The 12,385-nt window shown below is 64.7% G+C and carries 12 protein-coding genes; 7 read left to right on the forward strand and 5 right to left on the reverse strand.

Annotated features, from left to right (window positions below):
- Positions 1 to 39: 39 nt before the first annotated feature.
- Entirely contained in the window at positions 40 to 1,113 is a 1,074-nt protein-coding gene (locus tag KY501_RS45770; protein WP_224371155.1) for an aldo/keto reductase, read from the reverse strand.
- Positions 1,114 to 1,230: 117 nt separating this feature from the next.
- Here KY501_RS45770 and KY501_RS45775 point away from each other — a divergent pair, with 117 nt between their 5' ends.
- From KY501_RS45775 to KY501_RS45785, 3 genes are all read left to right on the forward strand, one after another.
- Positions 1,231 to 2,127, forward strand: coding sequence for a LysR family transcriptional regulator (locus KY501_RS45775; protein ID WP_224371157.1), 897 nt, complete (start codon positions 1,231 to 1,233; stop codon positions 2,125 to 2,127).
- Positions 2,128 to 2,439: 312 nt separating this feature from the next.
- Positions 2,440 to 3,222 carry a trypsin-like peptidase domain-containing protein gene (locus KY501_RS45780; RefSeq protein ID WP_224371159.1) on the forward strand — a complete coding sequence of 261 codons (783 nt, stop codon included), beginning with the start codon at positions 2,440 to 2,442 and terminating at the stop codon, positions 3,220 to 3,222.
- A gap of 42 nt (positions 3,223 to 3,264) precedes the next feature.
- Positions 3,265 to 4,062: a trypsin-like serine protease gene (locus KY501_RS45785; protein WP_224371161.1), complete on the forward strand. Its 798-nt coding sequence runs from the start codon at positions 3,265 to 3,267 to the stop codon at positions 4,060 to 4,062.
- Positions 4,063 to 4,122: 60 nt separating this feature from the next.
- On the opposite strand, the gene KY501_RS45790 is transcribed toward KY501_RS45785, so the two are convergent.
- Positions 4,123 to 5,088, reverse strand: coding sequence for an aldo/keto reductase (locus tag KY501_RS45790; protein WP_224371163.1), 966 nt, complete (start codon positions 5,086 to 5,088; stop codon positions 4,123 to 4,125).
- A 178-nt stretch (positions 5,089 to 5,266) separates the two neighbouring features.
- Between KY501_RS45790 and KY501_RS45795 the strand changes: the two genes are divergently transcribed.
- Both KY501_RS45795 and KY501_RS45800 read left to right on the forward strand, forming a co-directional pair.
- Positions 5,267 to 6,091, forward strand: a complete 825-nt coding sequence (locus tag KY501_RS45795; RefSeq protein ID WP_224371165.1) for an OmpA/MotB family protein — start codon at positions 5,267 to 5,269, stop codon at positions 6,089 to 6,091.
- A 28-nt stretch (positions 6,092 to 6,119) separates the two neighbouring features.
- Positions 6,120 to 6,749 (forward strand): hypothetical protein, encoded by a 630-nt coding sequence (locus KY501_RS45800; RefSeq protein WP_224371167.1) that lies wholly within the window; start codon positions 6,120 to 6,122, stop codon positions 6,747 to 6,749.
- A 378-nt stretch (positions 6,750 to 7,127) separates the two neighbouring features.
- On the opposite strand, the gene KY501_RS45805 is transcribed toward KY501_RS45800, so the two are convergent.
- The 3 genes from KY501_RS45805 to KY501_RS45815 all read right to left on the reverse strand — a co-directional run bounded on the left by KY501_RS45805 (position 7,128) and on the right by KY501_RS45815 (position 10,086).
- A complete protein-coding gene (locus KY501_RS45805) occupies positions 7,128 to 7,628 on the reverse strand; it encodes a hypothetical protein (protein WP_224371169.1) in 501 nt (166 codons plus the stop codon).
- Between the two features lie 170 nt (positions 7,629 to 7,798).
- Positions 7,799 to 8,452 carry a hypothetical protein gene (locus tag KY501_RS45810; RefSeq protein ID WP_224371171.1) on the reverse strand — a complete coding sequence of 218 codons (654 nt, stop codon included), beginning with the start codon at positions 8,450 to 8,452 and terminating at the stop codon, positions 7,799 to 7,801.
- 284 nt (positions 8,453 to 8,736) lie between these two features.
- Positions 8,737 to 10,086: an alpha/beta fold hydrolase gene (locus KY501_RS45815; protein ID WP_224371173.1), complete on the reverse strand. Its 1,350-nt coding sequence runs from the start codon at positions 10,084 to 10,086 to the stop codon at positions 8,737 to 8,739.
- Positions 10,087 to 10,273: 187 nt separating this feature from the next.
- Here KY501_RS45815 and KY501_RS45820 point away from each other — a divergent pair, with 187 nt between their 5' ends.
- Entirely contained in the window at positions 10,274 to 11,188 is a 915-nt protein-coding gene (locus KY501_RS45820) for an AraC family transcriptional regulator (RefSeq protein ID WP_224371266.1), read from the forward strand.
- 98 nt (positions 11,189 to 11,286) lie between these two features.
- Positions 11,287 to 12,384 (forward strand): DUF2304 family protein, encoded by a 1,098-nt coding sequence (locus KY501_RS45825; protein WP_224371175.1) that lies wholly within the window; start codon positions 11,287 to 11,289, stop codon positions 12,382 to 12,384.
- The last annotated feature ends 1 nt before the right edge of the window (position 12,385 follow it).

Consider the following 12,385-nt stretch of genomic DNA (forward strand, 5'->3'; position numbering starts at 1 on the left):
GAATCCTTGGGTGGACCCGGGCAGAGGCTGGAGGCTGCCTTACCGGCGCGGTGAGATCTTCACGTTGCCGAAGACTCCTCCGCGCAGCGTCGGCAGTTGGAGGAAGTCGTGCGGGAAGCCCAGCTCGATCGCGCTGGCCTCCTGGAGCTTCGCGAGCGCGTCGGCGGGGAACTCGACTTCGAGCGCCTTCAGGTTGTCCTCGAGCTGCTCGAATGTCCGCGCGCCGATGATGGGCGCCACGACGGTGGGGTTCTGCAGCGTCCAGGCGATGGCCACCTGCGCGGGCGTGCGCTCGATCCGGGCCGCGACTTCCTTCACGGCCTCGGCGATGGCCAGCCCGCGCTCGGACAGTGAGCCCTTGGCCAGGGTGATCGTCTTCCGCGAGCCCGTGACGCTGGCTCCGTTGGTGGGCCCGCCGAGATCCGTCTTCGAGTACTTGCCCGTCAGCACTCCGCCCGCCAGCGGTGACCAGGGCAGGACTCCCAGGCCCAATTCCTTGGCCATGGGGATCAGTTCTCGCTCCACCGTGCGCTCCAGGAGGCTGTATTCGATCTGCAGCGCGACCAATGGCGCCCAGCCGCGCAGGTCCGCGATCGTCTGCATGCGGGAGATCTGCCAGGCCGGCGTGTCCGAGATTCCCAGGTAGAGCACCTTGCCGGAGCGGACCAGATCGTCCATCGCCCGGAGCACCTCCTCCACCGGGGTCAGCTCGTCCCAGACGTGGAGGTAGAGCAGGTCGATGTAGTCTGTCTTCAGCCGCACCAGGCTCTGCTCCACCGAGCGGACCATGCTCTTGCGGTGGTTGCCGCCCGCGTTCGGATCATCCGGACGCCGGGACATCGTGTACTTGGTGGCCAGCACCAGCCGCTCGCGCTTCTCGGCCGAGAATTTCCCGACGAGTTGCTCCGAGGTGCCGTTGGTGTAGTTGCTGGCCGTGTCGATGAAGTTGCCGCCACGGTCCACGTAGGCATCGAACTGGCGGCGCGAGTCCGCTTCGTTCGCGCCCCAGCCCCAGTCGGAGCCGAAGGTCATCGTCCCGAGCGACAGGGGCGACACGCGCAGGCCCGAGCGGCCCAGCAGGCGGTAGGTATCCAGGGAAAGCTTCGCACTCATGACGTCCTCCCGAAGGCAGCCACGCCAGGTGGCCGCTCGACGGGGGGAAGAATGGGAGGCACGGCTTTTTAGATCATGAGGCATAATCTGAATGGGCTTTGAAGCAGGAGGTACAGAATGCGAGGGAGCGAGTTCGCCGAGCTCACCGCCTTTGCGGCCGTCGCCGAGCACAAGAGCTTCTCCCGAGCCGCGGCCCATCTGCGTGTCTCACCGTCGGCGCTCAGCCAGACGATCCGCCAGCTCGAGGAGCGGCTTGGGGCTCGCCTGCTGAACCGGACGACTCGCAGCGTGGCGCTCAGCAAGGCCGGGGAGCGGTTGCTGGCGCGGATCGTCCCGGCGATCTCGGATCTCGATGGAGCCGTCGCCGAGGTCCTGGAGATGCGAGACACGCCCTCCGGGAGCCTGCGCATCAACGCTCCCCGGCTCGCCGCCGTGCAGTTCCTGGGGCCCCTGCTCAGCTCCTTCCACGCCGCCTATCCGGACATCATCGTGGAGGTGCAGGTGGAGGACGCGATGGCGGACATCGTCGCCGGAGGCTTCGACGCGGGCGTCCGGCTGGGCGAGAGCCTGGCGAAGGACATGGTGGCGGTGAGGCTCGGCAGAGACCAGGAGATGGCGGCGGTCGGCTCGCCCGAATACTTCGCTCGATATGGAGTGCCCAGGACGCCGAAGGAACTGCACGCGCACCAGTGCCTCAACTGGCGTTGGACCGCGGAAGGGAGCCTCTATCGCTGGGAGTTCGTGAAGAGAGGCAAGGAGTTCGAGGTGGCCGTCGAGGGGCCGCTGATCGTCAACGACTCAGAGCTCCTCATGCGAGCGGCGCTCGATGGGATGGGGATCGCCTATGTGTTCGAGGAGCACGCGCGGCCCTGGCTCGAGGCAGGCCAGCTTCAGCGCGTGCTGGCTGAGTGGGCTCCGAAGTTTCCGGGCTACTACCTGTATTACCCGAGCCGCCGTCAGGTGCCGGCGCCGCTGCGTGCCTTCATCGAATTCATCCGGGGCCAGCAACCCTGAAGCCCTGTCAACCAGGTCAAGAGAGTGCTGCGGTGACCCCATGGAGAAGAGTATCCTGGTTCCAAATGGTCCGTGTCCCAGAGGGAGATTGAGGTGCGCTGTACGCTGGCGCCCATCGGAGTAAGCCTTGTGTGCGCACTGGGAGTGTCCTTGGCAGGGGCATGCAAGCAGAGCAGCTCGGATGCTCCAGCAGCTCATGTTCCGGCCCCAAGCTCTTCGCACGAGGCGGATTCAACCGACAGGAGTAGACCGTCGGGGGGCAGGGTGCTCGCCATTGCCGGCAGATTCAGTGGCGGGTCGTCGGCAGGGACGATGGACATCAGCAACCGGTACGCATCCACCGTCATGCTCACGGCAGATGCTGATCGGGTTCATGCAAGTTGCAGCGGCATTCTCCTGAGCCAACGGGTGGCGCTGACAGCAGCCAGCTGTTTGTGCCCGCCGCGGCAGTCCGCGGCGCATGGAGTTCCTGACAAGGGCCCCGTGGGCCCTTCGGCCTGTGCTGAGCGTGCGTTCCTTCGCACGGTTCGCTATGGCAAGGTGAAGTACGCTGAACTCGAGGAGGAATCGTCTGAGAAGATCTTCCGAGGGTTCACGGGTGAGGTTCGAGTCCACCCTGAGTTCAAGCTTGAACGCGATGGTCAAGGCGCCGTGCTGACCACCCATGCTGATCTCGCCATCATCATCCTGGATTCGCCTGTGAAGGATGAACTGCCGCAGGTTTCATTCTCTGAGACCGAGGTTCAGGATAACGAAGCCCTCGTCATGGTGGGCTATGGAGACGATCCGCGGTTTCTTGGCGTCCCCGGGGTTCGTTACTTCAGGCACAACAAAGTTACCCAGCCTCATGGAACCGCAGACGGAAGGCTCCTTTATGAGCAGCAAGGTGCCTTCGTTTTCAATGGGTATACAGGCGGCCCATGCTTTCGGGAAGACACGAACCATCGGTGGTTGGTTGGAATCGCGAGCGTTGGCTCTGATAAGGAACTCGCCTTCACAAGTACGTACTTCTTCAGGGATTGGCTACACGCCGAGCTCCAACGCGCGGCAAGCTTGGGCTCCAGCACGGCGCCTGCATCAAAGCACCCCAGGTGAAGGTTTATGCTCGCTCATCGGAACCACTCTTGGAAGGCACTCTTGCTCGCCCTCGTAGTCTTCGAGGGCGCATGTGCCACAACTCCTGATACTCACTTCTCCGTGGCGAAAGGCATGAATGATTATGCCAACCGCTATCGGTCAACTGTCTTCGTATCGACGCCCGCAGGCAATTGCAGTGGTGTTCTCATTGCTCCGCGCCTTGTGCTCTCCTCGGCGCATTGTTTCTGTCTGCCAATGGATTTCGAGAGCCGAGCCGGAGTCAATGTCTATACGAACGCGAAGTGCGAGAAGAAGGCACTTGTCTGGGCTTATCGCTATCAGCAAGAGAATGGGGTGTGGGTGGACGTGCCGGGCTTCTCCAGGGGCACTGTCATAGCGCACGAGAGCTTCAGGTCCGAGATCCAGGATGGGAAGGTCAAGAGCCACTTCGCGGACCTCGCCGTCATTCGGCTGGAGTCGGCGATGGAGGGTGTCAATCCCGATGGGAACATGCCTGAGGTAGAGGTGAAGCCCAATGAGCAGTTGGTTTTGGTGGGGTATGGGCCGAGTGTGCAAGACGGCGCCGATCCTGGAGTGCGGCGCTTCGGCAGAAATCTGGTGACGGAAGTCATCACGACGCGCGAGACCAAGGAGTTCCGGTTCAGTATGGGCGGAGTTCACGTCGTAGCGGGCGACAGCGGCGGCCCCTGCTTTCGCGAGACTGCAGAGGGGCGCTGGCTCGTCGGAATCAGTGGGGGGTGGACCAAGGCCAAGGGAAGCCACGAGTCTTGGTTCACAAGCATCTTCTATTTCCGAGACTGGATTGAACGCCAGAAGCGGGACCCGAGCGTCAACTGAGAAGCACCTTCTTTGGGCGAGAGGCGGGAGATGTTGCCGCGCCTCTCTGCTCTGTCCCAGCTAGCGCACCTGCCGTGACAGCTCGTCGATGCGGCGCAGCTCGTCCTGTGTGAGGGCGAAGCCCATGGCGCCGACGTTCTCCTCGGCGTGATGCCTCTTGCTCGCGCCGGGGATGGCCACCACCGTGTCCCCGTGGAAGTGGAGCAGCCAGTTGAGCGCCACCTGTGAAGCAGTCACGCCGTACGCCGTGGCGATCTTCCGCAGCTCGTCCACCAGCGGGCGGGTGCGCGCCAGCCCCGCAGGACGGAAGGCCGGCAGGAACTTGCGAGGACCCGGGCTCTTGCGGATGAGCTTCGGGTCATCGTGGAACTTGCCCGAGAGCACACCCTGCGCCAGCGGTGAGTACGCGATGATCGTGATGCCCAGCTCCTTGGCAGCCGCGAGCACTCCGTTGGACTCGATCCTCCGGTCCAGCAGGTTGTAGGGCATCTGGTTCGACACGAGCGGAATGCCCCGCTTCGCCAACGCCGCGTGGAACGCACGCATCCGCTTCGCGGAGAAGTTGCTCACACCCACCGTGCGGATCTTCTTCGCCTCGACCAGATCCGCCATCGCGTGGGCCTGCGCCTCCACCGTCGCCAGCGCGTACGGCTGATGGATCTGGTGCAGGTCGATGCCGTAGGGACTCAGGCACTCGAGGCGCTCGCGGATCGTCTCGGTGATGCTCAACGAGCCACGCATCAGTGGCAGCCACTTCGTGGCGACGATGACCTCTCCCGGCTTCTTGCCCAACTGCTGCAGCGCCGCCGCCAGCGCCTTCTCCGAGCGGCCATGCCCGTAGGCCTCGGCCGTGTCGAACCAGTTGATACCGCCGCGCAGCGACGCGTCGACGATCTCCCGGACCGTCTCGGGGGGCAGCGCCTTCCAGAACCCCCCCACCAGTCCGAAGCCCTCGGAGAACTGCCAGCACCCCAGGCCAATCGCGGAGATCTGGATGTCCGACCGCCCGAGCCTTCGAAGTTCCACGGTGTACCCCTCCTGCGCCCAGCATGCTCCCAGCCCTCGGACGCTTCCAGGATCTTCGTCGCACAACGAGGTTGAAGGACTGCGATCCTGTTGTGCCATTCCGGCCATAGGACGCACTCCGGGCCGTTTTCGCGCACATGGAGTCTCTGCCAAGAGTCGGCACCCTTGGGAGGAACACATGAAGCGATTGTTCGTGTCGTTGGTGACGGTGGGGCTTTTCGCGGGGTGTGGCGTGCCGAAGTCGCAGCTCGATGCCAAGGCCGTCGAGGCGGAGAACTACCGTCGGCAGTACGGAGACGAGTCGGAGAAGGCCAAGTCGCTCGAGGCGAAGGTGGCGCAGCTCTCGGCGGACCTGGAGACCGCGCAGAAGGAGCGCACCAAGTCGGATGAGGCCGCCGCCGCCAGCGAGGCCCGCGCCCAGGAGCTCAAGAAGAAGGTGACGGAGCTCTCCGCGCTCAACGAGTCGCTCGCCCAGAGCAAGGACAAGCTGGAGAAGGCTCGCGCGGAGCTGGAGAAGAAGTCTGAGGAGTACGAGTCCCTCGCGAAGAGCCTCAAGGACGAGATCAAGTCCGGCAAGATCGAGCTGTCCGAGCTCAAGGGCCGGATGGTGGTGCAGATGAAGGACAAGATCCTGTTCTCCTCCGGCAGCGTGAAGATCAACCCGGAGGGGCAGGCGGCGCTGGCGAAGGTGGCCGATGCGCTCAAGGGCACCTCCAGCAAGCTCATCCGCGTGGAGGGCCACACGGACGACGTGCCGACGGATCCCAAGGGCTCATTCCCCAGCAACTGGGAGCTGTCCACCACGCGCGCCATCGAGGTGGTGAAGCTGCTCCAGGACAAGGGCGTGCCGGGCGAGCGGCTCTCCGCCGTGGGCTATGGCGAGCACCACCCCATCGCCTCCAACCGGACCGCGCAGGGCAAGAGCCTGAACCGCCGCATCGAGATCGTCCTCGCGCCCGAGGAGCAGGCGCCGGGCGGCAAGTCGGGTTCAGCGAGCCGGTAGGCCCAGGATTCGAGAGGAGGAACACCGAATGAACGTTCGACTTGCCTGGAGTGCCGCGGTCGCGGCGGTGTGTCTGTCGGGCTGTGCCGCTCGGACCCTGCCGACCGTGGAGCTGCGCTTCTACGAGACTCCCGCCGAGAGCAAGCCCAAGGAGCGGATCCGCGAGGACGTCATCATGAACGCGACGCTGATCGGGGATGCCGGCCTTCGCTACATGAAGCCCACCGAGCTGTTGAAGGCGGCGGAGACGGGCTCCAACCGCGGCGATCCGCAGAAGCTGATGCGGGCCGCACGCAGCCTGGTGCCCGGGAATGGCGTGGTGCTGCTCGGTACGGTGCGCAGCGCCTCGTCGGGTGGCGGCAACGCAAACCTGGCCATTTACTCGCTGGCGTTGGCCTGCGAGCGCACGGACCTGGACCAGTCGGGAGATCTGCGCGGCTGCAAGGGCTACGTGCTGCGGGCGACGCGCACGTGGCCGGCCGAGGTGTATGCGCTGCAGGAGGCCACCGTGTCCCTCATCTCCGAGGGTGGCACGGCGCACGGCCGGCTCCGCGCCAAGAGCGAGCCGGGCGCCTTCAAGGCCGAGGTGGAGGGGGAGTTCGCCGCGAGCATCGTCGAGCTGGGCTCGGGCGGCGTGGCCTCGGACTCGGGGAAGTGAGCGGGTGCCCAGGCGTGGGGCTCGTGGGTGAGCCTCACGCCGGGTGGCCGGCCCGAGCGGCGGCTCAGTTAAGCCAGCTCAACTGCAGCAGGTTGTTGGTGGTGCCGATGCCGCCGCAGTAGCCACTGGCCGTCAGGTTGACGGATTGAGGGCCCGTGAAAGTGGCCGAGCCCGCTGGCGGATACCCCGCCCCGTCGCAGTCTCCCGCGCCTCCCAATTAGAGGGAGTTGACGTAGAGGCTTCCGAAGGTCACCCAACCGTCCCTGCCGGCCAGCCCAGAGTTGCCGTCAGGCTAGAAAGTTGCACCCTCTTCCCCAACATCAACATGGACTGCACGCTTCGAGCACTGTCGGGGAGTGCTTGTCTTGTTGCTCGTGGTTACCTGGAGGGAACTGTTGGAGCGCCGCCATCCGGAATACCTCCATCCGGAATACCTCCATCGAGGGTGCGAAACTTGTTCCGCAACAAGCGCCGGGGGTTGTTTTCGCTGTCCAACCACTCTGGCCGCGTAAAGAAGGGTGGGTCGTCCACGGGTTCTGTGTTCATGCGATCAAGATCGCTGAGTTCGTATTTACGGCTATAGCCACCGTCGTCGTTCTCGCCGGCATCCGGGAGCGAGGGAGAGGAAGCCCAATCGAGTTCCTCGGGGTCTGCACGCCTGAGGATGTGGCCATCGGTGCTGATGGCGTATACGGCGGCCCAGTCCAATGGCCCGGTTCCGCTCTCGCAAGTGACGTAATCCGGGGAGATTTGAACAAAGATGATATTGTCTTGGCGAATCCCCTCGTAGAGAAAATCTCCTGGCTTGGAAAAACAGCGAGAGGTGCCAGAATTTGGGGGAATGAAATCCTGGGCGGCAATCATCATGGCTTGGATCATCGCGCCATCGACGATTAGCTTCTCATTGGACCGGCCAAGCCGCACTCCGCCAGAAAAAACGAGCGCCTTGGGGAAGCGGATGGATTCATCATATTCTTGCCTCGGCGGGGGAGAGACTGGGCTCCGGGCACAAGTAACAAGCAGAAGAGCGGTCAGGAGTGGCAGATTTCTCATAGAGCTCCCCCCATGGTGGGGCAAGGAGCCGTTTCTTCCTTGATCGTGGGCGCATCTAGCGACTCACGGGTGAGCCACTTGACGACGTGAGTCTGCATACAGGTCCATTGCCTGCCATCTCGGGTCCACTTCAATATCTTGCCGGTGTACGGTGTGTATGTATAGAAGCCGTCACATGTGGGATTTTCGTGCTCATTCGAGAAAAACGCGACAACGGAGAGCCGTCGATCGCGATCTTTCGTCTTGGGTTCAAAGCCATGTAAATTCCCTTGGTCTACAATGAAGCGGACATCCTTCGTAGAGATTGCGGTGTCGAACGTGTGATTGTGGAGGACGACAATGTATTGGATGCTCTCCGATGGGTAACGACGATCCTCTACGAAGGGGGGAGGAATACAGCGCTTGGTTGTTCCCGTGGGATCGGGATCTGCTTGATCAGTCAGGAGACTGATCGCGTATTGATTGTCTGGCGTGTAGTACATCCAGGCGCAATATTCAGTTGCGACTCGCCTGCGCAGACGGAACGCCTCCTGCTCCTCGCGGAGAGCGGTTTCGGGGGGTTTTCGCCCGGCGCTCGAACGGGGTTTCGTGAAGATCTTCCTGCAAGCCGAGAACAGCGCTTGCGAATAGGTGTCGAAGGGCCCGAGCATGGGCCCCGGAATGCTCCCCAGGAGTGGCCCTCCAGGCTCAGGGCGCGCGATATCGGCATCGATCTCCTCCGGGTCAGGAGCGAGAGTCTTCGATGGCGAGCACCCGAGAACCGCAGAGGCGGTCAGGACACAAAGGCGGCGCCTCCAGTTCACGCGTTTGAGCATGGGCGAGAATGGTGGCATACCCCCTTGCTAAGCAGCAATTCGAGGTACCCAATGCTCGAAGGTCGGAAACCATCAAGCCGCCAGCGGATTCCGGCCGGACCCCCATCCAAGGAGAGTGGCTACTCCCAACTGGTTGGGAGTGGCTGTCGGAGAGTGCTCGCCTCTTCGCGCGGGGCTGACGGCACGAACGCACGGATCTCCGAGATCAACTGACCTGCGGTGTCCTCGAAGAAGAAGTGGCTCGCATGGGGCAGCTCGACCGTCTTGTGGTTCGGAAACGTCTGTTCCCACCGCGTCAGGTCGCCCCGGGAAACACCAGGGTCCCCGAGTGCCCAGAAGATGAGCGCCTCCTTGTCCTTGAGCGCGGGAAGGCCCGCTTCGAGCTCCGAGAAGTAGTCACTCGCGGCGGTGATCTGGCCCGGGTAGAAGGCGGCGATGCCGCGACGGTCGAGCGGACGGAACGGGTGCAGGTAGACCTCCGCCACGTCGGGGGGTAGCTCGCGGACGATGCTGTCCTTCAACGCGAACGAGGCAATCCCGTTGAAGTTGACCTGCACGAACTCACCGATGGGGCCTCCGGCGATGACCGACCACTTGCCGCGCGGTTCGCTGGTGCTCGTTCTCCAGGCCCAGGTGCTTCCCAGGATGACCCGCCGGATGAGCTCCGGACGGCGTTGCGCGAGCCCCATCCCGATGGGCCCACCCCAGTCCTGCATGACCAGCGTCACATCCCGAAGCCCGAGGCGATCGACGAGCTCCTCGAGGACGAGGCTCTCCTCGCGAGGGGTGAAGCCGAAGCCGGCGGGCGCCTGTGACAGGCCGAAGCCGGGATAGTCGAGCGCCACGCAGCGGTACGAATCGCGGAGCCCATGAATGAGGTCGCGCCACTGAAACGACCAGGAGGGATTTCCGTGCAGGAAGAGCAGCGTCTCTCCCTGGCCCTCATCCACGTAGTGGACGCGTGCCCCGCTGGGGAGATCGACGAACCGGTGGTCCGCGTCGAACATCGTGCGCGGAATCTCGAAAGCGAGACCCGAGGGGCCAGGATGCGCGACGCGTTCGCTCGCGAGTGCCGCCACGACACCCGCGGCTTCGAGCACGCCAAAGAGCACAAACGCGGCCATGCCCACGCGCGAACGGTGCGGCCGCTCGACGCAGCGCGGGACGATCCAGGCCACGGCAGCAGCCACGGCGATGGCGGCCGGGAACCCCGCTGCGGCGAGGCCAGGAGGGCCCATGAAGAGCATTCCCAGCAACATCACCAGGGCGAGCCCGAAGATGCCCGCCCCCAGGAACAGGCGTGGCCGACCCGAGCGTCCGGCGAGTGCGCGGTAGGCGAACGCCGCGACCACTGCGACGAGCACGCACACGGGCGTCACGACCGCGAACCGCAGCCCGGGGAAGAAGGAGATGCCTCGAGCGTGAGGCACGGCTGCAACGGCGATCGTCGCGACCCACACGACAAGCACGGAGGCCATCCACCCTGACCCGAGCGTACGCACCCCCTGGCTCCCAACAGTCCTCTTCGCTCCACTGACGAGACTCATGGTGTGATCTCCCTTTCAAGAGGTACCCTACGTCTGCCTGGGAGGACCGTCAGTGCCTGAAACCCCTGAAGAACGATCCGAGCGTCCGGACTCAAGCGCCTTGGCGGGAGTGGACCCGTTCAGCGACGTATTCACGGAGATGCGCGTCCGGAACGCGCTGTATTGCCGGATGGAAGCGACCGCTCCGTGGGGCGTCAAGTTTGCTGGCTCTCCGCACGCGAAGTTCGGACTGGTGACGCGCGGGAGTTGCTGGCTCGAGGTCGCGGGCGAGCCGAACCCCATCCCCCTGCGCGGCGGTGACTGCTACGTCGTCGCCGCCAACATCGGCATTGCGGTGCGGGACTCACTTCGCACCCGCGCCGTGGACGGCGAAGAGCTCATCCAGACAAAGGTCGGCAATCTGCTCCGTTGCGGAGGAGGCGGTGCGCCCACCACCGTGGTCACCGGCCTGTTCGAGTTCGACGAGTGGAGCAGCAAGCCCGTCTTCGAGATGCTCCCTCGCGTCCTGTTCGTCCGGGGAGACGAGGCCCAGGCCAGCGCGCTGGGCGCGACGCTCAACCTCCTGGCCATCGAGACGGCGACATCCACGCTCGGCTCGCCCATCGTGATCAGCCGCCTGGCCGAGATCCTCTTCGTGCAGACGATTCGCACGCACTACGCCTCTGGCAGGGCAGGGGAGCAGGGGTGGCTGGCGGCGCTGGGCAACTCACCGCTGGGAACTGCGCTGCGTGCGATGCACCACGCGCCCGCGCATCCCTGGTCGGTCGAGGAGCTCGCCCGGGTCGCGGGCATGTCGCGCTCCGTGTTCGCGCTGCGCTTCAAGGAGCAGATCGGAGAGGCGCCGCTCGAATACCTGACGCGCTGGAGGATGTACAAAGCGGGCTGCCTCTTGCGCGAGGGAGAGCACGGCATCGCGGAGATCGCCAGCGCCGTCGGGTACGAGTCGTCCGGAGCATTCAACCGGGCCTTCCACCGCATCTACTCGCAGACGCCGGGCGAGTTCCGGCGGCTCCTCCGCAAGTAGGGGCGCGGGTTGCCGATGGAACCCCTGGAAATTTGGGGGCCCGTGCGTAGAAAGTGCTTGTTGTGCAAGCGCGGAGGGCCTTAGAGCGCAAGGAGCACATGTCCCTGATCGTCGTCCTGCTCGCCGCGGGATTCTTCACCCTCCTGTTCTCGCAGTTCGGCCACCGCCTCCCAGCGCGCAACTCGCTGATCTGGTGGCTGGTGGCGCTGTTCCTGCTCACCGCGGCCATCAGCCCCAACCTGTTCCGGCCGCTGATCCGCGTGCTGGGCATCGAGCTCGTCAGCAACTTCGTGCTCGGCGGGATGATGATGTTCCTGTTCTTCCAGATGGTGGAGCAGCAGGCCGAGAACCAGCGCTTCTCCCGGCAGATCGCCGAGCTCACCACGAGCTTCGCGGCTCGGACGTTCCCGGAGCAGGGCGCACGGAGCCTCGAAGGGGGCAGCTGCAAGATCCTGGTCATCCTGCCTTGCTACAACGAGGCCGGTTCGCTGCCGCAGGTCCTCTCCCGGCTCAAGGCGCTCGAGGCGAAGGTGGACGGGCCGGAGCGCTTCACCTTCTGCGTGATGGACGACGGCTCGACGGACGAGACGCCCCACCTGCTGAAGACGCTCGCGCCGCACAACCATGTCACCCACAGCGCGAACGTGGGCGTCGCCGGGGCGCTGCTGACGGGGTTCAAGATCTCCCGCAGCGTGGGCGCGGACTACGTCGTCCAGTGCGACTCCGATGGCCAGCATCCAATCGAAGAGATTCCCCGGCTGGCCGCCGTCGCGGCGCGCAAGGGAGCGGATCTGCTCATCGGCTCGCGCTTCGCGGCGCCCGAGCCCACGGCGGATGCGGTCTCGAATCCGCTGCGGAGCACCACGCGGCTGCGGCGCGCGGGTGGCGTGGTGGTCACCTTCGTCCTGGGACTCTTCGGCAGGTCCGCGCGGGTGAGTGATCCGACGTCGGGCTTCCGGGTGTACTCACGGCGGGCCGTGCAGGCGCTGCTGCGCTCCATGCCGGACGAGTACCCCGAGCCCGAGTCGATCGCGTTGCTCGCGCTCCGGGGGCTGCGGATCGACGAGCACCTGGTGGAGATGAGCCCGCGCACGCAGGGCGTCTCGAGCCTGAGCGGGCTGAAGAGCATTCGCTTCATGGTCAAGGTGACCACCGCGCTGCTGGGGCTTCGGGTGAGATCCCTGGTCGGGGGCTGAG

Source organism: Hyalangium versicolor (genome assembly GCF_020103695.1).
Taxonomy (GTDB): Bacteria; Myxococcota; Myxococcia; order Myxococcales; family Myxococcaceae; genus Hyalangium; species Hyalangium versicolor.

Coding starts and splice junctions, on each gene's coding strand:
- KY501_RS45795 (WP_224371165.1), top strand. CDS start 5,267: ATGAAGCGATTGTTCGTGTCGTTGGTGACGGTGGGGCTTTTCGCGGGG.
- KY501_RS45775 (WP_224371157.1), top strand. CDS start 1,231: ATGCGAGGGAGCGAGTTCGCCGAGCTCACCGCCTTTGCGGCCGTCGCC.
- KY501_RS45800 (WP_224371167.1), top strand. CDS start 6,120: ATGAACGTTCGACTTGCCTGGAGTGCCGCGGTCGCGGCGGTGTGTCTG.
- KY501_RS45805 (WP_224371169.1), bottom strand. CDS start 7,628: ATGATCCAAGCCATGATGATTGCCGCCCAGGATTTCATTCCCCCAAAT.
- KY501_RS45780 (WP_224371159.1), top strand. CDS start 2,440: ATGGACATCAGCAACCGGTACGCATCCACCGTCATGCTCACGGCAGAT.
- KY501_RS45825 (WP_224371175.1), top strand. CDS start 11,287: ATGTCCCTGATCGTCGTCCTGCTCGCCGCGGGATTCTTCACCCTCCTG.
- KY501_RS45770 (WP_224371155.1), bottom strand. CDS start 1,113: ATGAGTGCGAAGCTTTCCCTGGATACCTACCGCCTGCTGGGCCGCTCG.
- KY501_RS45810 (WP_224371171.1), bottom strand. CDS start 8,452: ATGCTCGGGCCCTTCGACACCTATTCGCAAGCGCTGTTCTCGGCTTGC.